Here is a 23,589-nt window from a genome sequence, read left to right on the forward strand (position 1 = left end):
CCCGGCGGCCTGTTTGCGCCCAAGGGCGAGCGCCGCGGACGCGCGGACCTTCTCCGGCGTGACCGGACGCTCCGCGATCATGTCGTCGACCACAGGAGGTCGCAAAGAACGCGCGCGGCGTGCAGGAATACGGCGAACGCCGATGGAACCTATCCGCAAACAGGGTGAGGTAGCGCTGGGAGGAGTCGCATGCGCGTTCGGGTGGTTCTTGTTGTTCTCGCAATCATCGGAAGTCTGTTCGGGGCGGCACACGCTGAGAACACGTTTCCCCTTGGGCCGCCGAACGACCCGCTCTACGACCAGGCGGAGGAGGCTCCCGAGCAGTACGGGGTGAATTCCGAGCAGTGGTACCTCTACTCGTTCATGCCCAAGGGCGCGCCGCTCGCGAAGGACCCGGAGAACGCGGCCGGCATGTCGGTCGATCGCGCGTGGCGCGACTTCTCGATCGGAACGCCGGATACGGTGATCGCCTACGTCGAGGGCGGGATCAACTGGCACGCCGACAACGTCAAGGAGATCGCGGACAAGGTCTACCTAAACCGCGATGAACTCGGCAACTGCATGGCTGGTTACCAGGACAACGGCGACCCGTGGTTTAACGCGCTCGACTTCCCGGCGGTCCCCGAGGCGAACGGCAACGGGTTCGTCGATGCGGAGGATGTGATCGTCGCGTGCTCGAATGGCGCAGACGACGACGGTAACGGTTACGTCGACGACATCTCCGGATGGGACTTCTACAACGACCAAAACGATCCCGGAACGGTGGACTCCGCCTACACGCACCCGAACGCTCAGATGGGGCGCGCGGCTGCATTGACGAACAACGGGATCGGCGGAGCGTCGCCGTGCCCGCTGTGCACTCTCATGCCGATCAAGGGCGGAGCCGAGGCGCTCGATCGTTCCGACGACCTGGCGCGCGCGTGGATCTACGCGACCGACCAAGGGGCCGACGTGGTGGTCTCGGAGACCGCCGCGATGGGGTATTCCTCGTTCCTCACCCAGGCCGCCGAGCACATCGCGCACTCGGGGAGCGTTCTAGTCGAGTCCTCCAACGACTTCGATTCCACCGACCACCAGGGCGGGATGTGGCATCCGCATTCGATCCCCGGGAACTCGGTGGTGACCGACATCGCGGGTGCGCCGACGAACCCTCTGACCGACCGATCGATCACGACATTCCGCGCGCGCTCGGGGTTCTCGTCGTGGGGAACCCACAACATGTTCTCGTTCTCGTCCATCAAGGGCACGACGTCGGAGGTCTCGGGTGTCGCGGGCGGCGTTCTCGGATTGGTCATGTCATACGGACGCGAAGCCGCCGCGCAGGGGCTGATCGCAAGGCCTTTGACGGGGTTGGAGGCAGCCCAGGTTCTTAGAGAGTCCTCCTCCGACGTGGACGACGCGTCGCTTTCCTGGCCGGGGAAGCCTGGGTGGGACGTGCAGTACGGCTACGGAAGGCCCAACGTTCACAAAGCTTTGGACGCGATCAGTCGTGGCGACATACCTCCGGTCGCCTCGATCGAGTCCCCACGTTGGTTCTCGTTGTTCGACCCCAAACAGGAGTCGAGTGTGGAAGTGACCGGCGTCGTGGATGCAAGCCGGGCGGAGTCCTTCCGGTGGGCCATCGAGGCAGGAATCGGCGCGGAGCCCGAATCCTTCTTCACGCTCGGCAAGGGCGTCGGCGAGGGCGCGGGATCTGTGAGCGCGACGCTGTCGATGTCGGACATCCCGAAGTCGTTCTGGAAGGCCGCATTCAAGCTCTCGAAGACCAAGGCGCTCGAGTCCAGCGAGCAGTTCACCGTGACGCTGAGGTTGCGCGCCTGGGACGATGAAGATCGTCTCGGAGAGGACCGCAGAACGATCGCGGTGCACCACGACCCGGCCGCGCTGTCGGGGTTCCCGAAGCGCATCGGTGCGGGCGGCGAAGGGCAGCCGGCGTTGATGGACTTGAACAGCGATGGCCGCAAGGAGATCGTGTTCGCCGACAGTGACGGCGTTGTGCACGCGCTGGACTTCCGCACCGGGAATGACATCAGCGGTTGGCCGGTCAAGACCGATGCGCTTGCTCCACTGAGAGGCGCAGCCGCGTCCGGGGACGTTGTCGTCGGCAACGAGCCGGTGCCGAACAGCATCGCCGTCGGGGACGTGGACGGCGATGGAGCCGTCGAAGTCGTGGCGACGTCGACGAACGGCAAGACGTATGTCTGGGAGGCGACGGGCGCGCGCGCGCCCGGTTGGCCTCGTGCGCTCGACAAAGATGTCACCAGGCCGGCAATACCTCGCCCGAACCTTGCCTTCACGCGCTTGCCGATACAGGGAGCGTTCTCCTCTCCGGTACTCGCGGACCTGAACGGCGATTCCGCGAAGGAGATCATCCAGGCCGGGTGGGACGGCTTTATGCACGCATGGACGGGCGACGGCGCCGATCTGCCGGGCTGGCCGGTCAAGGTCGTGCACCCCGATCACGCGGCACCTCTCGGGCGAGACATCTTCGTGAACGATCAGAAGCTCAGCTCGACTCCTGCGATCGCGAATCTCGACGGAGCCGGTCCGCCCGAGGTCGTGATTCGGAGCCAGTATTTCCACACGCTCGACAAGGACCTGCAGCCGGCCGGGGTCGCGCACGTGTACGCATGGCACGCGAACGGAGAGCCGGTGCAAGGGTGGCCAGTGGAGATCGACCAGCTCTTTGTCTTCTACGGAAGCGCGCAGGAGTTCATCACCGAAGGCGCCTCCTCGGTGGTGGCCGCCGACGTTGAAGGAGACGGCCGGGACGAAGTCGCGGTGAGCTTGATGTTTTCGCCGACCTGGCTGTTGGACGGTTCCGGTAGGACTCGCGGCGCGTACGGGACGATTCCGAATCCGACGGCCGACGTGGTCGGAGGGCAGTCGCCGCTTACGGTTACAGAGCGCCAGGTGCCGGTGGACGCACCGGTTTCCTTCACGACGAGCGGAGCCTTTGGACGCTTCGGCGGAGTGCTCTCCTATGCGGAGTCGGCGAGCAATGCCGCGTCCACGGGCGGCGCGCTTTTGCTTCCCGGCGGCGGCATGCCGATTCGCAACGCGATGCGCGCGTTCGATGCCGTCGGCGGTGCGCCGCATCCCGGGTTCCCAGCGTGGCAGCAGGGCTTGAACTTCCTCGGCTCACCGGCGATCGCGGATGTGACCGGCGACGGGAAACCCGAGATCCTCGGCGCCGCCGACAGCAGCGCGTTTCACGCGTGGAGCCGGCTGGGCAAGCAGGCGCCCGGGTTCCCGAAGTTCACGTCGGGGTGGGCGTTGTGGGGCCCGTCGGTCGGCGACTTGAACGGCGACGGACTCGTGGAAGTCGTTCTCACCGCGCGCGAAGGCTACTTGTTTGTCTGGAGAACGCCGGGGCTCACGAGCGGACTTGAGTGGGCGAGCTGGCGCGCGGACCCGGCGAACACGGGGCACTACTCCGCAGACTGAGTTCTCGGGCACGGAGCTGTCGTCGGTCGGGCCCCGGGTCGTCCGCGATTGCGCGCGCGATTTCGTAGGGTTGCTCCCCGCAGTCGCTCGCGCGCGCCGTTTCGTGCCGTCCATATGACGTGATCAGGCTATTCAGGTCCACCCGCCTGGGCAGCAGACTTGTGTCAAGACCGTGGCGCTCTTGGAGCGCGAAGAAAGGGGGCGGTCGATGCAGTTCCTCGTGAGGCAGGTCCATACGCCTGCGCACTGCCCGAAGGAGCGTGGTGGCTCCAAGACCCTCTACGACCCGGGCGCGCCGGTGAAGCTTGAGCGGGTGCTGGGGGACTTCCCCCACCACACGGTCTACTACCTGGTCGAGGCGGAGCGGATCAACGATGTGCAGAAGCTCTTGGATCCCGGAGCGGCGCACTGCACTTCCGAGGTCATTCCGGTGTCGGAGGAGTCGATCACTCGATAGCAGGTGCCTCAACGCGGATCGAAAGGGAGGTTGCGATGGACTACTGGCGACGTGAGCAAGTGGGAGTCGCATCGGGGATAGGAGCCGTGGCGCTCTTGGTTGTAGCAGGGGGCCTGGTCACGTCTTATCCATCTTCCGGTGCCGACGCGCAACTGATTCGAACGTTCATTCTCGACAACCGCACGATGCTGCTCGCGCAGTCGTTTGTGATGGCGTTCGGGGTCGTGGCGGCGTTGTGGTTCTTCGGCAGTTTGCGCAGCACCTTGCGGCGCGCGGAGGGAGGTACCGGTCGCGTGTCGGGCATCGCCTTCGCGGGAGGGGCTTCCGCGCTTTTGGGCATGCTTGCGGGATGCGGGCTGACCATCACGCTTGCTAACCGTGTAGCCGAGACGGTCGATCCCGGCGTGACGCTGGCGCTATGGCAGCTCAGCAACGTGGCGTTTGCGCTCGCGGGCTTCGCGTTCGCGCTCGGAATCGGTGCGGCATCGCTGGTCGCTTTGCGGACGGGAATCGTGCCGAGATGGATGGCCCTGGCGGGCGTGGTCCCTGTGATGTTGAGCATGATCGGGCCTATCTCGATCTTCTACGAGAGCGGAACGATGGGGCTCGGCGACGTCGTCCCCGCCCTGGTGCCGTTCGTCGGCGCGCTGGGCTGGATCCTCGCTGCGAGCATCGTGCTGACTACGAAGCTGAAGGCGCCGGTGGAGACCGCCGTCGCCCGTCGCAGGATCAGCGACATCTCAGAGGAGCCGCCCCAGGCAATCCAACTGTGAGTGTTCGGTTACCGACGGCCGCAACGACAAACGGCACGCTATGCGTGCCGTTTGTCGGTCTTCGTTGCCTCTGCCTACGGGAGGCGGATCGAAGTTCTGCCCGCCGACTCCGTCACCGGCCCGACTGCTTGCCGCTGGGATGCGCTGCTCTTTCCCGGGACCCCGCGGAGACCTGCGCTGCTGCCCTCCAGCGGAGAGGAGATGACCACGATCGTGATCGACGAGACCGTTCCCTTGTTACCGAACGTGTCGGTGGCCGTCGCATTCACGGTGTATGGGCCTGACAGCAAACCCGTTGCCTGAGCCGTCCACGGGACGGAAGTACCGGTCGGCGCAGACAGCACCGCAGTCACCGTTGTTACGGTCCCGGTCGCATCGATGAAGTCGACCGTGACGTCGGCGATTCCGACTGCATCTTGCGCGGTCCCCTCGACAATCACATCCGAACCCGGCAAGTAGAGCGCGCCGTTCTCGGTCGTGAATCCGGCCGCCGGTGCCGTCGAGTCGATCGCGAAGTTCCGCACGACGGCCTCGCCGACGTTTCCTGCGGCGTCGGTGGCGGTCACCGAGATCGCGTGTGCTCCCTCGGTGAACTGCTGGGTGAACGCCCACTTCCCGGCAGAGTCGGCACCGGTGGTTCCGAGCGTCGCGGTGCCTTCCTTGATCGTGACGACGGCGTCCTCCTCCGCGGTGCCCTCAACGGTCACTGAAGGCGTCGTGAGGTGGGCACCTTCGACCGGCGATGTGACGTCCGGGGCGTCGGGAGCGGTCAAGTCCACATTGAACGTTCGCGAGGTGGCGGGACTTGACCCAACCGGGTTGGATGCAGTTGCCGTGATTGTGTGCGAACCCTCCTCGAAGGTCTGCGTCAGCGACCAGTTCCCCGACGAATCGACGGGCGGGGTGCCGAGCGTCGTCGTTCCCTCCTTCACCGTCAGCGTCGATCCCGGAGACGCGGTTCCGGCGATTGTGACACTGTCATCGGGAAGGGCCGCATCCTCTGCCGGCGACGTGATCACCGGAGCCGATGGAGCGTGGGTCACGACCGAGAATGTCCGGGTCGATGTCGGACTGAAGTTGCCGGCGACATCGCCCGCAATCACCGAGATCGTGTGCGAGCCGTCCGCGAACGGCAGGACCACGGACCACGTTCCGCCTGTCGCCGTCGTCACGCCGAGGCGGTCTAGTCCCTCGTAGATGCTGACCTCGGAACCGCTCTCGGCCGTTCCTTCGATCGTCACGGACGACGATAGGAGCACGGCGTCGGCCGCCGGGCGAGCGATGGTCGGCGCGGTCGGCGCGACAGTGTCCTTGGCGGCCTTCTTGGACGCCACCGCAGTGTTGCCTGCGGCGTCGGTGGCCGTTGCGCGATAGGTGATCTCGCCGTCGCTAAGTCCGGACACATCGATGCCCGAGACCGACCACGTGGTTCCGGTGACCGTAGCGGCCTTGGCCGGGGTCGTGGTCGTGCCGTCGGTGGCAACGACGGTGACGGTTGCTCCGGCTTCGGTTGTGCCCTCAGCCGAGGTGTCGGCCTTGTTCCAGGAGTTCACCGGATCGGTGACCTTGGAAAGAAGGAGCACTGCGGCGATGTCCTTCGTCGCGGTCTTGGATGCAGTAGCAGTGTTGCCCACCGCATCGGTGGCCGTTGCGCGATAGGTGATCGGTCCGTCGGCCAAGCTGGATACATCGATCCCCGAGACCGACCACGTGGTACCGGTGACCGTGGCGGCCTTGGCCGGGGTCGTGGTCGTGCCGTCGGTGGCAACGACGCTGACCGTCGCTCCGGCTTCAGTCGTTCCACTGGCCGAAGTCGAGGCCTTGTTCGCGGAGTTCACCGGATCGGTGACCGTTGTCACTGCAACCGCCGGGGTGGCGGTGTCCTTGGTCGCGGTCTTAGTCGCCACCGCGGTGTTGCCTGCGGCGTCGGTGGCCGTCGAGCGATACGTAATGGTTCCGTTGGACAAGCCCGACACGTCGATGCCGGTAGCCGACCAACCCGTTCCGGCGACCGTCGCGACCTTGGCCGGAGTCGTCGTCGTTCCGTCGGTGGCAACGACGCTAACCGTCGCTCCGGCTTCGGTCGTTCCACTGGCCGAAGTCGAGGCCTTGTTCGCAGAGTTCACCGGATCGGTGACGTTCGTCACCGCAACCGCCGGGTCAGAGGTGTCCTTGGCGGTCTTCTTGGATGCCACTGCGGTGTTGCCCGCGGCATCGGTGGCCGTTGCGCGGTAGGTGATCTCGCCGTCGGCAAGTGCCGACACGTCGATGCCGGTAGCCGACCAACCCGTTCCGGTGACCACAGCGGCCTTGGCCGGGGTTGTGGTCGTGCCGTCGGTGGCAACGACGCTGACTGTCGCTCCGACTTCGGTCGTTCCACTGGCCGAAGTCGAGGCCTTGTTCGCGGAGTTCACCGGATCGGTGACCGTTGTCACCGCAACAGTGGGGTCAGAAGTGTCCTTGATGTGCCCGGCGGAGGCGATCGTCGAGACGTTTCCGGCCGCGTCTTTCCACTGTCCCTTGAACGCGAAGGCTCCTTCGGGCAGCTCCGACGCGCAGGCGCCGTTCACGGAGCCCGATCCGCTCGCGGCCACGTTCTCCCACGGGCCGCAGTTCGCGGCCGGGGTGTGGCCTTCGGAGTCCTCGAACCAGATGGTCGCAGACTCACCCGTCGTGCCCGACCAGTTTGCGGGAAGCGACCCGGCCGCGGTCTCGGCGGCGTTCATGAAGTTGTCCGAGTCGACGATCTCGACCGTGCCGGCAGGTGCGACCGTGTCCTTGGCGGCCTTCTTAGACGCCACCGCGATGTTGCCTGCGGCGTCGGAGGCCGTTGCGCGATAGGTGATTTCGCCGTCGGCAAGCGCCGACACGTCCAGGTCTTCGACCAACCAGTCCGTGCCGGTGACCGTGGCGGCCTTTGCCGGAGTCGTCGTCGTGCCGTCGGTGGCAACGACGCTAACCGTTGCTCCGGCTTCGGTGGTGCCCTCAGCCGAAGTCGAGGCCTTGTTCGCAGAGTTCACCGGATCGGTGACGCTCGAAAGAACCAGCGCAATCGTCGCGTCCTTGGTCGCAGTCTTGGACGCGGTGACGGTGTTCCCCGCTGGGTCGGTGGCTGTCGCGACGTAGGCGATCACGCCGTCGGCAAGCCCCGACACGTCCAGGTTGTCCACAGACCAGTCCGTGCCGGTGGCTGTGGCAGCCTTGGTTGGGGTAGTCGTTGTGCCGTCGGTGGCAACAACGCTGACCGTTACTCCAGACGGAGCGGTGCCGCTTGCCGAGGTTGTCCCCTGGTTGGCGGCGTTCACCGGATCGGTCACCATCGTCACGGCGGTCGGCGTCGCGCTCACGCCGAAAGCGAATTCCTTGACGGCCGACATCCTGTTGGCGTAGTCGGTTCCCGTTGTCTTAGCCGCATACGGGCTTCCGCTTTCCGGCAGAGAACCGCCGCCCGATGGCGTGAAGACGACTGTGGATCCATTGATGGCCACAGTGCCGCCAATGAGTGTGTTGAGGCGGTTGCGGACCTGCATCGTGCCGCTCTTGAGTTCTTCCGAGTAGGTCGCCTCGACGGTCGCGGCTGAGGGGACGTAGACCCCGTCGGCGGGACTCGTCGACACGATGCTGGGCGCTTCGGTGTCGACTACGAAGGTGACGCTCGTCGATGCGGTGCCGGGGTTTCCGGCCGCATCGGTCTGGCGCGCGCCGATCTTCCGCCGTCCGTCGCCGGGCGCCATCGTCACGCTCTTTGACCAGTTCCCCGCGGCGTTCGCGGTGGCGGTTCCGAGACTTGACTGGTCTTTCTCGTCGCTGACTTCGACGGTCGCGCTCGGCTCGGCTGCTCCCGAGACGGTGAGCGTTGTCGATGCCACGATCTCGTTTGCGGCAGGGTTGGAGATCGTCGGAGGAGCACTTGGCGCGACGATGTCCTTGGTCGCAGTCTTGGTTCCCGGCGCCCCTTGGTTCCCGAATGCGTCGGTCAGTTTGACGTCTGCCGTTAGGGTTCCGTCGGCCAGGCTGGTGACATCCACCGTGGCGGAGTAGTTGCCCAGCGAGTCGACGGATGTCTCAGCCTCGACCTTTGTGGTCCCGGCGCTGCTCGTCACGAGGATGTGCGCGACTGCGAGTTCCTCGCCCGTTCCGCTGACCGTGACCGCACCCTTATTGGTGTTGTTGACAGGGTCCGGGGCGATTTGCACCGTCGGCGCGTCGGGCGCCGTTGCGTCTTTGTCGACCGAGATCGTGGTCGTGGTCTTGTTCTCTGCGGTGTCCTTTGATTCGACCGTGACTGTCAGGGGGCCGTCATCGAGTCCGCTGACGTCGAGGGCCCCGAGGGAGTACGCACCCGTCGTCCCATCGGCCGTCGTGGTGCCGGTCTTCGGGGCCGTAAGCGGGTCGGAGTCGTCGATCCCGATGGAGATTGCGGAGCCCTTCTCGGCCGAACCCGAAACCGTCAGGTTGTTGTCGTGCTCGGCGTTGATCGGCGTCGGAGATACAGACACGGTCGGTGCGCCTGGAGCGGTCGTATCGACGACGACGGTGCGCGCGTTCGACGCAGCAGAGGTGTTCGTTGCGTCGTCGAGCTCCTTCGCCGTATACGTGTGCGAGCCGTCGCTCACGTCGTAAAGCGTGAGGCTCCAGTCCGTTGACGCCGTGGTGGCTTGTCCGACTTCGTTCGCGCCTTCGTACAGCACAATCGTGCCGGGTTCGGCTGCCGTTCCGACCAGTGTGAACGTGTTCAGGCCGATGATGGCGCCCTCAATCGGAGACGTGATTGCTGGGGCGTCCGGCGCCTTACTGTCGTGCCGGAACGACCGAGCGCCGGAGGCCGGGCTCTGGTTCCCGGCGGAGTCCGTCGCCGTGGCGGTGATGATGTGCGCCACGTCGTTTTCGATCCCGAAGGGCAGTTGGACGTCATACGAGCCGTCCGACGCGGGGCCGCCGGCAAGAAGCGTTGTCCCCTCGAAGATCGAGACCGTTGAGCCAAGCTCGGCGGATCCGGTCACGTGGACCGGTTGCGCCTTCGTCAAGGACCCCTCTGCCGGCGTTGCGATTGTCGGCGCTGCGGGAGCCTGGTTGTCGATCGTGAAGGAGAACTCGGTCGTCGTCGCTCCCGACCCCGCCGTCATAGCCGTTACCCGGGCCGTATAAGGGCTGGCCGCCTCCGTCAGAGGCTCATCCGGGGTGAAGGAGATGGAGCGCTTCCCGCCGCTTACCGAGGTCGGTCCGCTTAGCGCAACGGATCCGGAAACCGGTGTCCCCGTCTTGTCCTTCAAGAGGAAGTCCGAATCGGGCGGCGACTGAAGGTCGCGGTCGTAGGTGGCGGTTGTCGATCCAGCGTTGCTCGTCTTCACTTGCGCGCCGTTTGCGGGCGACGTGGACAGCGATGCCGGTGGAGCCGCGCATTCGTTGTTGCCCGGGAATGTGCCGCCGCTTGGGAAGTAGTTGGCAGAACCGTCGGACCCGAAGCTGACTTCGGACGCATTGTCCTCAACGCCGTCGAGCTTGTTGCCGCACACGGTGCTGGCGGTGACCGTCTTCGCGAGCGTCTGGATGCCGGGGCTGTCGAGACCGCCGGGGCCCTGGACGGTCGCTGCGATGTTCACGGCGTCTGCCGACGTGTACTTGAAGTTGTTTAGGTACGCGCTCACGTCGGACGAGCCGTTCAGCACGAGACCACGTTGCGCGCCCAGGTTCGGAACCGGCTGGCCGACGGGTCCGATGGTGTTGTCGCGCACCACGATGCTACGGCTCGCTTGCGGCTTGGCGCTGCCGGCGAAGAGCTTGCCCATGTCGTCTACGACGCCGATCGCACCGAGGTCGGAGTTCTCTGTGTCCGGAGATGCGATCACGATGATGCCGTTGCTTTCGATCCGGCCGTTGGCCGAGTCGCTGACGACGATGCCGCCGCCGGGCATCGGGGCGCCCGTAGAACTGATGCGGGTGCGTACGCCGTTGCCCTCGATCGAGAATCCGTTCACACCGATGAGGTTGATCCCGAGGCGTCCGGCCGCGTGGACGTCGGCGGCGTCATTGCTCAGGGATGCGATTTCCTCAAGGCGTCCCAGGTTGTTTCCGCTGATCGCAACGTTCTTTATGTAGTAGTCGTTCGAGTTGTCGCCGGGGGTCAAGCTGTGGATCTTGATCGCATTCTGGTTCGTCGAGGGGAAGTCATACGCGAAGTACCCAATGGCGTTGTTCTTGATATCCACGCCGTCGACGATCCGATACGCGCGCTGACGCACGTCGACCGCGATGACCTCGGTTGTCCCGTTGGGAACCCCCGGGGGGTTGAACGAGATGTAGTTGCCGAGGACGCTGAAGTTGGCGAGTGAGCTACCGGGGCCGTTGAGGGGAATGGCGAAGTTCCTGGGCGTTCCCGCGCTCCCATACTTGATCGTGACGGTTTGGTCCGCGACGTTGTCACGGTCACGGTCGTTTGCGAGACCCAGGACGGCACTGTCTGTCGTTGCCATGCCGATGATGCGGTTTCCGTCCTCGCTCGGAACCCCGCCGGGCGCGCCAATTGTGGTGCCTTCCGTGTTGATGGCGACGACCGCGCGCCCAACGTTCGTGAACGTCAATCCGCGGATCGTCACGTCGTTGTTGCCGGGACCGACGAGGAACGCGGTCTGAGTTCCCGAGCCGAGAATCGTGGCGGGCTGCGGGTCGCCGGCCGACTCGATGGTGAGACCATTGATGGGGTTGCCGGTTCCGATCAGCACTGCGGTGTTCGGGTTGCTCGTAACGTCACCGCCGTGAGCCGGCGCGGCCGAGAAGTCGCACGTTCCGGCGAGGCTGATCGTCGCTCCTGGGCCGGGGACTCCGTCGATGTCCGACTGGACGGCCAGGATGTCGTTGGTTGTGTTGTCGCAGTTGACGACCGGGACGTAGGCCTCCATGTCGTACGTGGTGGCGCCGATCGTGACCTTGTCGAAGTTGACGTCCACGTCCGGCCAAGAGGCGCCGGTTGAACCCACCTCGAGCATCACTCCGGTTTGCGTTAGGGTCGCGATCTGCGCGGCCCCGCCGAACTGCGTGTTCCATTCCGCGAGGGTTTGGCGCGGACCGGCCTGACCGACGTCCTTTGTTGATGACCAGACGCCGGCCGCCGCATTCCAGGTCTGCCACGTTCCTGTCTGAACCGTAGGGATGCCGGCCTGGTAGATGTGCTGTTCGTACGGTTCGAAGCTAAGAGTCGTGTCGGCAGTGCCGTTTCCGTCCTTGTCGATCTCAAGTTTGAGGGCGGGAGTGAGCGCGGTGGTGGGGCTTGAAGTGACGTACGTGGAGTACGAGAGCGGGTTGAGGCTCGCAAGCGAAGCGCCGCTGTAGGCCATCGTCGCGAGACCCGTCTTGTCTCCCGACTTGGCCAACTGGCGGAAGCTGCCGTAGCCGGCCGGTGGGGCCGCGGGGCCATTGACGAACGAACCGCTCGGGGCGTTTCCGTTGGCGGCGTTCAGGTCCTGGTTCACGACCGTCCAACCGTTCGTCTCACCCGGCCACACGACCTCTGCGAGCGCCTCGAAGTCGTAGGTCGTGCCGTTGACGATGACGTTGTCGATGTTTCCATCGAAGTTCGGCCACGAGCTGCCCGTCGAGCCAGCCTCAATGCGAAGGGCTTGGCCCGCTGAGGCGATCTTGGCGTTCGGGCCGAAGTCCGCGGCCCACTGGGCAAGGGTCTTCCTCGGGCCGGTGACGCCGCCGTCGTTCTTCGACCACCAGCCGCCCTGCATCGTTTCCCACGTCTGCCACTCGCCGGTCCGTGTTGCGGGCAAGGAGCTGTTGAATCCGTGCTGCTCGTACGGCTCAAACACGAGAATCGTGTCCACGGTGCCGTCGCCGGTCTTGTCCACATCGAACTTCAGCACGCCGGTGAGAGAGGATGGTCCCCCCGCGGTCGTGTAGGTCGAGTAGGAGAGAGCGCTGATTGAGGAGAGAGCGAGGCCGTTGTGTGCGTTCGTTCCGAGGCCCTGTTTGTCGCCCGTCTGAGCAACTTGGCGGAAGCTCCCGACGCCGAGCGGCGGTGTCTTGGGGCCGTTCACAAACGTGCCCTGTGGAGCCGGGTTGGCCGTGTTCAAGTCCTCGTTGATGATCGTCCATCCGCCCATGCTGTTGGGCTGGACGACAGTTGTCGCCGCCGAGGCGAGCTGTGGCAGCGCGAAAGCAAACGCGACGATCAAGGCGAGTCCGGCCAAAGACCGGTTCCTTCGCGGCAACTGGGCCTTGAGGCCTCTAAACCACTTGGACATGTTGGATTGACGACTCACGGCTTTTCTCCCGCTCGCTTGGTGACTCACGGCCTTACCCCCGCTCGGCCGCCATGATCGACGGCGTTGCCCAGAAAATGACACAAGCGCACAACCGTTTCTCCTGGTCGTCCGCATATTCCACGACGGTACGATTTCTTCCCGACCCCCCTCTATTCCTTTGGAGGGGTTCGGATCATGTCGGTTTTTGTTCGTAAGACAAGCCGATTGGGAAGGTTTTGCCAGTTAATGAATCCGACCCCATGCGTCGTGAACCCGCAGCCGGGGCTTGAAGGGCTGCGGAGCCGGCCTACGGGTTGATCGCGGTGATTGCCACACTCACCGTCGTGAAGTACTTGTTTCCGGCTACCGATTGGGCGGCTTGGGCCTGCGGCGTGAACTCCTCATCGGCGTGCGGTGGGCCGAGGTCGACGTCGAATGCGAGTCTCCCGGCGCCATCGGCGGGGATCTGCGCCGGCCGACGATCGAGGGCGTGCGCGCCGGACGAGACGAAGTGCTGGAAGCCGCCGCCGACTACTTGGATCGAACCTTGGGCGATCAGGAGTGAAACAAAGGGCCTGTCTCACACTGAGGAACTCATGCGCGCGCGCAATTGAACGGGAGTGATTGCGGCAGGCGCGGTGGACTCGATGAAGTCTGAGACCAGGGCGGCGAACCTGTCGGGGGCGTCTCGGTGTGGATGAAGGCGGCGCGCGCCTCGGGGTCGCCGAGGGATGAGTAACTCCGCCACAGGTCCGCTGCCGCGGGGGCCGGTCGCAGGCCGATCTTGCCGAGCCGGCCGAAGACGGTCGTCCCGGCGCCTACAAGAACCGGCGCGCAGCCTGCGGCGAGGAGGTATTCGGATCCGGGAAACGCCGGCGCGAAGGCTGCTCCGATCTACGCGCGCGCACTCGTCGGGATGGTGACCTTCGTCGGGCAGTGGTGGACCGACGTCCGGAAGCCTTCCATTGAGGACGTATCGAGCCACATTGCAGCACTTGCTTGGATGGGACTCCGCCACCTGCCGAAGCGCCCGAAGGCCGCGCGCGCCACGTCGAAGAACCAGCGCGCGCATTCCTGGGACTTTGGTCCTAGGAAGAAAGTGACGGGCGTCGCCACGTACTCAAGTTCACAGGCTCATGTGCCGACACCCGGCGCCCCCTACCGTCTAATCAAGCATGACCATTCACTGGCCTTGCACGGGAATGCGGTCCTCAATGGACCCGACTGGGAGGGAAGGGACATGAAGCGGAAGCTGGCACCAATCGCGGGGGCTCTGGTTCTCGTGCTCATCGTTGCAGGCGCTGCATACGCCTACTGGACGGCCAACGGAACAGGCTCCGGTGACGCGTCTGCCGGGACCGACGACGGCGTCACTGTTGACGGCGTTGCATTCTCTGGAGGACCGGCCTCGGACGGCACGCTCTACCCGGGCGCGACGGTCGATGTGGCCTTCGACGTCACCAATGACTCGCCCAACAGCGCGGTGAACGTTCACAGAGTTGTTGCCGACTCGACTTACGGCGGCGGCACTGGGATTACGACGTCCGACGTCGGTTGCGACTCGACGTGGTTCTCTTACTCGGGATCCGAACTTGCCGCATCGCCGGGTGAGCACATTGCGGCGAGCGACACGTTCTCAACCGGCGCGGGCGCCGGCACGGGTAACGGTGGGACGCTGTCGATGACGGACGAGTCCGGAACAAACCAGGATGCGTGCAAGGGTGCGACGGTCACGCTGCACTTAGTCGTCGACAACTCTGGCATCTAGACACATGCGCTTCGGCGGCAACTGTGAGTGGGGAGGCGCGGAACCCTCCCCACTCCAGGCCGAACTTCGGCGAACGGAAACGGTGCTCTCATGAGTCGAGCCAGGGCTAAGCGGTGGGTCGCGCGGGCAAGCGCGATCTTCCTGCTGATGCTCGTGCTTGGTTCCGTCGGAGGCGCGCTTGTCGCACAGACGCCGGAAGTTCCGACAATCACGTCGGCCCCGGCCGATCCGACGAACAACACCGCGGCCGCATTCACCTTCACGACCAAGAAGACCCCGTCGTCGTTCCAGTGCGCGCTCGACGGCGCGACGTTCGCGGCTTGCGGGTCTTCGTCGCCGAGCACGAAGACCTATTCCGGACCGCTCGCATCGGGTGGTCATTCGTTCCAAGTGCGATCGGTGTCGGGCTCGACCACTACCGCGCCTTCCACGTACTCATGGACGATCGACACAACAGCGCCGCGTGCGCTCTTGGTGAATCGTACGGGCGCGACGCCGACGAACGCCGGTTCGGTGTCGTGGACGGTGACCTTCGATGAGAACGTCATCGGCGTCGACGCCTCCGACTTCCGGATTGAGAGAACAGGTCTCGGCGGCACCGCATCGGTAACCTCGGTGTCGGGATCGGGTGCCGCCTACAACGTCTCGGCGAGCACCGGGACAGGCTCGGGAACGCTTGCGCTCAACCTTGTGGATGACGATTCCATCGTCGATCGCGCTCGCAATGCGCTCGGAGGCGTGGGCGTCGGGAACGGGAATCGCGCGGGTCAGTCCTACTCCATCGACAAACTGCCGCCGCCCACACCCGTCATTACCGAGCATCCCGATGATCCGGATTCAAGTGCCGACGCCGGATTCGTGTGGACGTCGTCGGAGGACGGAGTCGCTTTTCACTGCAAGATCGAGGCGGGCTCGTGGAATCCGTGCGTAAGTCCGTTTGCTTTCACGGTCGACTCAAGCAATTTCGGAACGCACCAGTTCGCTGTGCGGGCCGCCGACGCAGCGGGAAACCTCTCGCAAAACGCGAACTACTCGTGGAAGGTGGACACGAGCAAGAAGATCTTCGGCATCATTCCCGGGGGAACGGAAAGCAGGTTCGGGTACGACGAACTTTACCCAGGAGTGTGGCGCTGGCTCGAGATTACGCTTACGAATCCACACAACTTTGCCATCTCTGTTACGTCCTTGACGGTTACCGTGGTGTCATCACCCGCGAGTTGCCTCGCCTCGACCAACATTGAAATCGAGCAGGCACCGCTGAGCGCGACACATCCCGTCGTCGTTCCTCGTGGCGGTTCGGTGGCGATGACGGGAACGGACCGCCCGCGGATCAGGCTGCGGAACCTCCCGACCAATCAGGATGCCTGCAAGGGCGCGCACTTCGGCCTTTCGTACAAGGGGAGTGCCACCAAATGAACCTCCGCCGTACGTGGGTGATCCTGCCGTTCGCCGCGCTGGTGGTGACTGGAGCTGCTCAGATGGCGTCTGGGTACAACCGCTCCTTGGGCACGGGATCGGGCGATTCGACGGTCGGCACCATTCCCGCGCCGAGCGTGACGGCGACCAGTCCCGCGACGGCAAGCGCGCACGTCGTATGGACCGCGGTTTTCGGGCCTGCGGGAGACAGCGCGCCAATCACTTACGCGGTGGCGCGCAGCGCGAATGCCGGCTCGACGTGGTCGGCGACGAGCGGCATGTGCGCCGGGTCCTTGACGGCGACAACGTGTGACGATGTTCTTGATACGGCAGGGGACTATCTGTATCGGGTCACTGCGTCGTACCGTTCGTGGACGTCGCAGGGGACTAGTGATTCGGTCAACGTTGTGACGGACTCCATCCCGCCGACCGTAAGTTCCATCGAGCGCGCGCCCGGTGAAGCCGACCCGACACAGACGCCCGACGTCACGTTCCGCGTGACGTTCTCAGAGCCGGTGTCCGGGGTCGATGCTGCCGATCTTGCGCGCACAACGACTGGGACGATCACCGGAACGTCAACTGATACTGTGTCCGCCGGACCCTCCGCCGTCTACGACGTGAAGCTTCGAACGGGCAGCGGTGACGGGACGATCCGCCTCGACGTAACCGACGACGACTCCATCGTGGATGCCGCCGGCAACAAGCTCGGCGGAACGGGCGCGGGCAACGGGGACTTCACCGTGGGCCAATCGTTCACGATCGATCGAACCGCGCCCACTGCATCTATCACTTCCGCACCGGCAAATCCAACGTCCGAAACGAGCGCAAGCTTCGGCTTCGCGACCGACGACCCGATCGCGGGTGGCGTGAGTTCGGGTGTCGGCAGAGCGGAGTGCCGGTTCGAGCATGGCAGTTATACGACCTGTGCGACACCGAAGACATTCTCCGGCTTGTCGGAAGGCTCGCATACGTTCTCGGTGCGCGCAGTCGACGGCGTGGGAAACACGGGATCCGCAGCCTCCTACACATGGGTGGTTGACACGACCGCGCCGGGCGTCACGATCAACCAAGCAACTGCGCAGGTCGACCCAACCAACACCGGCCCGATCAACTTCACCGTCGTGTTCGGTGAAGCCACGACGGACTTCGCCACCGGTGACGTGACCGTCACGGGCACCGCAGGCGGAGCTAAGACCGCAACCGTGACCGGCTCGGGCACCACCTACAACGTCGCTGTGACCGGCATGAGCACCAGCGGAACGGTCATCGCTTCTGTGGGCGCCGGCGCTGCGCGAGATGCAGCAGGGAATTCGAACACGGCGTCCACGTCGACCGACAACGCAGTGACGTGGGACGTGATTGCTCCGACGGTCACCAACGTGACCCTCGCCAACGGCGGCACGCTCGGCACCGCGGACAAGGGCGACGACATCGTCGTGACCTACAGCGAAGTGATGGACGCCTCGACCTTCTGCTCGACTTGGGCGAACGACGGAACATCCAAGTCGGTAAGTGGAAACGGGGTGGTCACCGTGACGATCACCAACAGCGGCTCGAGCGACATCCTGTCCGGCGTGACTGCATCCAGCGGATGCTCGATCAACTTCGGTTCTGTCGCGCTTAATGCGAACTACGTGTCCGCAACCGCAACCTTCTCCGGCAACGGCTCGAACGCGTCCACGTTTACTTGGAACCCGACGGCCAAGACGATCTCGGTCCACCTCGGCGCCAAGGCCACCGGGACCACGAACTCATCCATTGTGGCCTCGACCCCGTCCTACACTCCACCCGCGGCGCGCGAGACCGATCGAGCAGGCAACTCAATCGGAGCCGGCCCCTTCACCGGCACCAGTTCCCGACTGTAACCGGCTGTCATTCCACGGCCGGGGTAATTCATTCCTCGGGCGATTGCTTGACGCCGTCGATCTCAGTCTCAATAATCCGGATCGACGGGGAGGTGCGTCATGCAGTGCGCGCGCTGCGGTACGCCGGGAAGCGATAGTGCCAAGTTCTGCACGAAGTGCGGCGCGCCGGCGCCGGGAATCCCGTTTCGCTGCGCGGCGTGCTCGGCACCCCTCGGTCGGAATGCGCGGTTCTGTGCGACCTGTGGAGCCCCCGTGCCGCGGATCGTGCAGGTCGAATCCCCGCCGATTGTTCCCGTCCCGGTCGTCTCTGCGACCGAATCCGGGCCGTCGCGAAGGTCGAAGCGGGTCATGGCTTTCATCGTCGCGATCGTTGTCGTGGCAGGAGTGGTAGGCACGGGCATGTACGTGTCGGAGGCGCCGACGCGAACGGCGCGCGCGCAGTTCAACGCACTTCTGCGCCTCTCGCAGGAGCCGGTTGTCGTGGATCTTGAGCACTTGCTCGCGTGGCAGCGCGATCTCAACCGGACGCTCAAGGTCATCGAATCCGATCCAAAGGTCTTGCGCGCGTTCCAGAAACTGCTGGCCGGCAACCAATCCGCGAAGAGCGCCGCGTTGGGTGAGATGACTTTCGTGGCCGCGTTGAGGGCTACCGGCGACGGTCAACTCGCCGAGTTCCGCAGGGAAACTGCGCTCACGAAGTCGTTGACTGCGTGGAAGGAGTTCCTGGAGGCGGTTCGCGATCCGCAGGGTTGGCTCGCCGGGAAGTTGAACAAGAGAGTCGAAGACCTCGTCTATCGTCAAGGAGCCCAGCAGGTGGCGGCCGCTGACACCAACTGGAAGGACGGCAAGAACCCAACCATCGAGCCTCAGTTCATCAAGCTGTCCAACCTGTTCCCGAAACATGGAGCCTGTCCCGCAGGGTATGTCGAGGATGCGGGCAGCGGGAACTGCATCGTCGACTTCAACGGCGTCTGGTCGGGACGATGGACGGGAACGATCAGCATTGAGGGGCATTCATGTCCTTCCGGTGGAGCCGTCACCGTTCGCGTTCGCCAGACCGGCGCGCAGGCAAGCGGGACTCTGGAGATGGACGATCCTCAGGTGAACATGGAGACGTGCAGCGCGGAGGGCAGTTCTCCCTATTCCACCGGACTTACGGGGGCGATCACCGGGAACTCGCTCCGGATGGGCTCCTTGGTGATGACGAAAGCGAGCCCGAATTCCGCCGACGGCTCCATCGCGGGACCGCGCGGCACAGCCAGGTTCTTCGTGGGGCGCGCGGCCTGACGCGTTCGACGCCCGAGCCATGCGCCCGTCCGCCTTCTTCGAGGCGAGGATCTCAAGCCCGACCGAGCGGTGGTAAAGAATGCAACCTAGTCTTTACTAAGAGCGCGCGCCGGTATAGGCTCGGACTGATTAAGGATGCGAGCTAGCCTTTACTAGCAGAGGATTGTGGTTAAGGATGCGAGGGACCCTCGTCCGTGCCTCGTGGAGGTATGACCCCGCCCTGTATGCGCCCCCGCGCTACCGGCGGGCCTGCCGGTACGACGCCTTCATTCCGGATCCTCTTGCCGGTCTCGCTCCGGCGATTCCATCCGAGGTGGCGGCCGTGATCTCCGACGCTGAGGGGCTGATCGGCAGATTGAACGCCAAGGCCGTGCCCGCGCTCTTCCCGCTGGCCCGCCTGCTGTTGCGAACTGAGTCGATCGCCTCATCCAAGGTCGAGGGGATGCAGGTCGACGCGCGCGCGCTCGCCCGGGCCGAGGTCGCCCAGGACGCCGGCCGGACCGTGGGTCCCGAGGCGGCCGAAATCATCGCCAATATCGACGCGACGCAGTTCGCCATCGAGACCGCCGCCTCTGCACGGAAGCTCCGCACGGACAACCTCACGGGGATCCACCGCGTGCTTCTCGAGCGCGCGCCGAATCGCACGACGGCGGGACAACTGCGCCGTGAGCAGAACTGGATCGGAGGCAACAACTACAACCCGTGCGGGGCAGACTTCGTCCCGCCTCCATATGTGGAAGTTCCCCGCCTCATGAACGACCTGTGCTCGTTCTGCAACCGCGAGGATCTGCCGCCTCTGGTTCAGGCCGCCCTCGCGCACGCTCAGTTCGAGACCGTCCATCCCTTCGAGGACGGGAATGGACGGACGGGGCGCGCGCTGGTCCAGGTGATCTTGCGGCGGCGCGGGATCGCACATTCGTTTGTCCCCCCGATCAGCGTCGTGTTCGCGCGAAACAAGCGGCGGTACATCGATGGCCTGGCGCTCTTTCGGAACGACGATCTCGCTGGGTGGCTCGAGGTTTTCGCGAGTGCCGCCGGCCAAGCCGCCGTCATGGCGAGCGGTTACATTGAGTCGGTGGCCGCGTTGCAGGAGGAGTGGCGACGCAGGCTTCGCAATCTACCGTCGTCGCCCCGTTCGGATGCCGCAGCATGGGCGATCATCGATGTCCTTCCCGGCCACCCCGTGATTACCGTTGCGGTCGGCGTCGCAACCACTCGACGGACGAAGCCGGCGGTCAACAATGCCATGAGGGAGCTGGCCGATGTGGGTGTTCTCAAACCTGTTTCGGATTCACCCAGAAATCGCGCGTGGGAGGCCGACGGGCTCTTCGACCTCGTCGCCGAGATGGACGCCGGGCGAGGTCCAGCACGACGGGCCTGATCGCGCGCGGCTGCGAAACCGTGCCATCATCCGGTCTCCGAATTCGACCAAGAGATTGCTGGGCGGGAGACTTGCAGATGGGTCGCGCGACGCTGAAGACCGAACCTCACAAGTGGGAGTTCAAGCCGAGATTCCGGCGCAACGCTTTCGGCTGGAAGTCGCAGCCTGCCATCGCGCGCGTGAAGCAGGCGGTCGCTGAGATCAAGAAGGTGGCGCGCGCGAACCCGGTGCTCGCCGCCGAGGGCGCGGTGATCTTCCTCGAACGCGTGTCGCCCGCGCTGGAGCAGGTCGACGGATCCTCGGGTGCGATCGGCACCGCGGTCAGCAACGCGATCACAGAACTCGTGTCGATCATCGCGCGCGCGCCGGCCGACCTCGCGACGCGCGAGAAATGGCTCGAGCGGCTGTGGGCGGCGCATGAGGCGGACGAGATGCCCTACATCGAGAGCTTGACTGACCACTGGGGCGAGCTGTGCGCATCGAAGGAGGTCGCGTCCGCATGGGCGGACCGTCTTTTCGCATTGACGCGCGCGGCGCTCGTCCCCGATAAGACCGGACGCGCGTTCTTTCAAGGGACCTCGGCGTGCCTGAGCGCGCTGTTCTTCGCGGAGCGCTACACCGAGATCGTCGGTCTTCTCACGGCCGACACGATCTGGCCCTACAAGCGGTGGGCCGTGGATGCGCTCGTCGCCATGGGGAAGAAGTCTGAGGCGCTGCGGTATGCCGAGGCATGTCGTAGCCCGTGGGCGTCCGACGAGGAGATCGACGCCGCATGCGAGGAGATCCTGCTGTCGTCGGGTCTCGCGGACGAGGCGTACGAGCGCTACGGCCTCTCGGTGAAGCGCGGCACGTACCTGGCGACCTTTCGCGCGGTCGCGAAGAAGTACCCGCACAAGCAGGCAGCCGACATCCTCGCCGACCTGGTCAAGACAACGCCTGGGGACGAGGGCAAGTGGTTCGCCTCCGCTAAGGAAGTGGGGCTGTACGACGAGGCTTTGGCTCTGGCAAGCCGCGCGCCCTGCGATCCGAGGACTCTCACGCGCGCCGCGAGAGATCTGGCCGAAAAACAGCCGGCATTTGCCGTCGGCGCCGGCCTGCTCGCGCTCCACTGGCTCGTGCAGGGCTACGGCTACGAGATCACCGGCGTCGACGTCTTGGCCGCGTACTCCGAAACGTTGGAGGCCGCGCAGAAGCAGGGGAGTGTTGCCGAGACTCGCGAGCGCATCCGCGCCCTCGTCGCCGCGGAGCCGCCGGGCGGGTTCGTCAGGAGGATCTTGGGAAGGGACCTCGGGCTGTGAGGGCGCGCGCGCTCAGCGCGCGTGGACATGGGCGAACGGGATCTTCTTCGACCGCCGCAGTACGCGATCCCTGGTGAGCAGTGGAACTCCGTGGACGATGCTCGTCGCCGCGATCAACTCGTCCGCCGGGTCGCCGCGAACGTCGAGCCGGGTGCTCATCTTGGCAATGTCCGCCGTGATGGGCCACACGTGGACTCCTGCCAGGGTCCGCGCGACGTGCCGGTCGTCAAGATCAACCTCGATGCGTCCGAGTTGGGCGAGCTTCGCGATCTCCCACAGCACGATCGCTGAGATCGACCAGGGTGCGCCGCGCAGGAGCTTGCTTTCCGTCGGCGTCAGGGCGTCCGTCACCGCGTAGAGCAGGATGTGCGTATCAAGATTGAGCATGCCAGTGGGTGCCGGTCGAAAGGATGTCCCCCGTGATCCTCAGCTTGCCCTTCAACGCTCCGATCATCTCGGCGGAGGTCGCGCGAATCGGGATCAGCTTGGCCACGGGCTTGCCGCGCTTGGTGATGATGAGGCCTTCCTCGTCAACCTCGTCGAGGATGGCCAGGCAGTGCTCCTTGAACTTGGCTGCCGGCATCTGCTTCATAGTCAGAAGATAGCACTAGTCACTAGAGATGACTACTGCATGACCGGAGGTCTTTCGAGTGTGACGTGCCACTCGGCGATGGCCGAGGTCTCGCGCAAGCGTTTGCGTCTGCCGGACAACAAGTCCTCAGGCGTCGTACAGATCCTTTGCGGTGACGACCATCGCTTCGGCGGGTAGGACGTCGTCAACACGGTCCCTGTTCAGGAAGGTGTCGGACACAGAACGGGTATGCCATACAGCCTGTATGCCGTACAGGTAAGCACTGACGGTCGCCGGTCGCCGCGCACGTCGCGCAGCGCGTCTAAGGGGTTGCGGTGCCCAAGTTGTTCCGCAAGGGCGTGCCGACACGGCGGAGGTCTTCCGCGGTGACGTCTTGCATTTGCGGGTCACCGGCGGCCTGGAGCCACCGCGCGGAACGGACCGCTTCTTCGACGAGGACGACGCTCGCCAGGTCGCGAACGATCGGAGCGAGGTCGCCGGGAGCCGATTGCAGCGCGCGTGCGACGGATCCGTCCGCGTCATGCGCACTGAGCAGTCTGAAGACATCGAACACGTCGCTCGCACGCTTGTGTTGCGCACCGCGTCTGCGCGCACGTGTCGATGCGAGTTTCATCGCGACGAGCGACGCTACCGAAGCGACCGGAGTCGTCACTGCGGCGGCGACGGCACCGCCGGAGGTCGTGACCACCAGTGTCAGCCGGGACGCGCCGTCGAGGGCCCAGCGATGCGCGAGGACAAACGCGCGTTCTCCCGCGTTCTCCGGGAGATCTGCCACCGCATAGTCACCGACCGAGATCAGGTCGACCTTCTCGCCTCCTGCCAGGATGACGCCGTTTGCTTGAGGGCGCGCGCCATGGGCGAGCAGGATCTGGACGGCGTCTCCCTCGTCGCCCAGATACACCGCATCGATGTCTGCGGTCGCGCGGTGGGGCTGTTGAAGACGCGCGATCACGGCGATGCCTCCGACGAGGGCGTGTTGCGGCAGGCCTCGGTGTTCTAGTTGATCGATGGCCTGAACGAGACGCGTCAACTGCCCGCTTCGATCGCTGAGGAATGTGG

Annotated in this window: 16 protein-coding genes; 11 read left to right on the top strand and 5 right to left on the bottom strand. The window is 64.9% G+C overall.

Annotated features, from left to right (window positions below; genetic code table 11):
* Positions 1-189 precede the first annotated feature (189 nt).
* The 3 genes from WDA27_07680 to WDA27_07690 all read left to right on the top strand — a co-directional run bounded on the left by WDA27_07680 (position 190) and on the right by WDA27_07690 (position 4,677).
* Entirely contained in the window at positions 190-3,447 is a 3,258-nt protein-coding gene (locus WDA27_07680; GenBank protein ID MFA5890815.1) for an FG-GAP-like repeat-containing protein, read from the top strand.
* 208 nt (positions 3,448-3,655) lie between these two features.
* Positions 3,656-3,904, top strand: coding sequence for a hypothetical protein (locus WDA27_07685; protein ID MFA5890816.1), 249 nt, complete (start codon positions 3,656-3,658; stop codon positions 3,902-3,904).
* Positions 3,905-3,939: 35 nt separating this feature from the next.
* Positions 3,940-4,677 carry a hypothetical protein gene (locus WDA27_07690; protein ID MFA5890817.1) on the top strand — a complete coding sequence of 246 codons (738 nt, stop codon included), beginning with the start codon at positions 3,940-3,942 and terminating at the stop codon, positions 4,675-4,677.
* Between the two features lie 74 nt (positions 4,678-4,751).
* Here WDA27_07690 and WDA27_07695 read toward each other — a convergent pair whose 3' ends face one another.
* Positions 4,752-12,941: an Ig-like domain-containing protein gene (locus WDA27_07695; protein ID MFA5890818.1), complete on the bottom strand. Its 8,190-nt coding sequence runs from the start codon at positions 12,939-12,941 to the stop codon at positions 4,752-4,754.
* 361 nt (positions 12,942-13,302) lie between these two features.
* Here WDA27_07695 and WDA27_07700 point away from each other — a divergent pair, with 361 nt between their 5' ends.
* The 4 genes from WDA27_07700 to WDA27_07715 all read left to right on the top strand — a co-directional run bounded on the left by WDA27_07700 (position 13,303) and on the right by WDA27_07715 (position 17,972).
* The gene (locus WDA27_07700) at positions 13,303-13,488 is read left to right on the top strand and encodes a hypothetical protein (protein ID MFA5890819.1); all 186 of its coding nucleotides are present in this window, start codon (positions 13,303-13,305) and stop codon (positions 13,486-13,488) included.
* Between the two features lie 219 nt (positions 13,489-13,707).
* Positions 13,708-14,691 (top strand): hypothetical protein, encoded by a 984-nt coding sequence (locus WDA27_07705; protein MFA5890820.1) that lies wholly within the window; start codon positions 13,708-13,710, stop codon positions 14,689-14,691.
* A 90-nt stretch (positions 14,692-14,781) separates the two neighbouring features.
* A complete protein-coding gene (locus WDA27_07710) occupies positions 14,782-16,107 on the top strand; it encodes a hypothetical protein (GenBank protein MFA5890821.1) in 1,326 nt (441 codons plus the stop codon).
* A complete protein-coding gene (locus WDA27_07715; GenBank protein MFA5890822.1) occupies positions 16,104-17,972 on the top strand; it encodes a hypothetical protein in 1,869 nt (622 codons plus the stop codon). The genes WDA27_07710 and WDA27_07715 overlap by 4 nt, the downstream gene beginning before the upstream one ends.
* Positions 17,973-18,040: 68 nt before the next feature.
* On the opposite strand, the gene WDA27_07720 is transcribed toward WDA27_07715, so the two are convergent.
* Complete coding sequence (locus tag WDA27_07720) at positions 18,041-18,331, bottom strand: hypothetical protein (GenBank protein ID MFA5890823.1); 291 nt, start codon at positions 18,329-18,331, stop codon at positions 18,041-18,043.
* Between WDA27_07720 and WDA27_07725 the strand changes: the two genes are divergently transcribed.
* The 3 genes from WDA27_07725 (at position 18,321) to WDA27_07735 (ending at position 21,938) form a co-directional block, all read left to right on the top strand.
* The gene (locus tag WDA27_07725; GenBank protein ID MFA5890824.1) at positions 18,321-19,259 is read left to right on the top strand and encodes a hypothetical protein; all 939 of its coding nucleotides are present in this window, start codon (positions 18,321-18,323) and stop codon (positions 19,257-19,259) included. The genes WDA27_07720 and WDA27_07725 overlap by 11 nt on opposite strands.
* Positions 19,260-19,434: 175 nt before the next feature.
* Entirely contained in the window at positions 19,435-20,640 is a 1,206-nt protein-coding gene (locus WDA27_07730; protein MFA5890825.1) for a Fic family protein, read from the top strand.
* 77 nt (positions 20,641-20,717) lie between these two features.
* Entirely contained in the window at positions 20,718-21,938 is a 1,221-nt protein-coding gene (locus tag WDA27_07735; GenBank protein MFA5890826.1) for a hypothetical protein, read from the top strand.
* A 12-nt stretch (positions 21,939-21,950) separates the two neighbouring features.
* Here WDA27_07735 and WDA27_07740 read toward each other — a convergent pair whose 3' ends face one another.
* Positions 21,951-22,325: a type II toxin-antitoxin system VapC family toxin gene (locus WDA27_07740; protein MFA5890827.1), complete on the bottom strand. Its 375-nt coding sequence runs from the start codon at positions 22,323-22,325 to the stop codon at positions 21,951-21,953.
* On the bottom strand, positions 22,312-22,530 hold the full coding sequence (locus tag WDA27_07745) for a type II toxin-antitoxin system prevent-host-death family antitoxin (GenBank protein ID MFA5890828.1): 219 nt from the start codon (positions 22,528-22,530) through the stop codon (positions 22,312-22,314). The genes WDA27_07740 and WDA27_07745 overlap by 14 nt, the downstream gene beginning before the upstream one ends.
* Positions 22,531-22,569: 39 nt before the next feature.
* On the opposite strand from WDA27_07745, the gene WDA27_07750 reads away from it, so the two are divergent.
* Positions 22,570-22,707 carry a hypothetical protein gene (locus WDA27_07750; GenBank protein ID MFA5890829.1) on the top strand — a complete coding sequence of 46 codons (138 nt, stop codon included), beginning with the start codon at positions 22,570-22,572 and terminating at the stop codon, positions 22,705-22,707.
* A gap of 124 nt (positions 22,708-22,831) precedes the next feature.
* Here WDA27_07750 and WDA27_07755 read toward each other — a convergent pair whose 3' ends face one another.
* Positions 22,832-23,560, bottom strand: coding sequence for a nucleotidyl transferase AbiEii/AbiGii toxin family protein (locus WDA27_07755; protein MFA5890830.1), 729 nt, complete (start codon positions 23,558-23,560; stop codon positions 22,832-22,834).
* Positions 23,561-23,589: the final 29 nt, after the last annotated feature.

This window comes from Actinomycetota bacterium (assembly GCA_041658565.1).
Lineage (GTDB): Bacteria > Actinomycetota > AC-67 > AC-67 > AC-67 > JBAZZY01.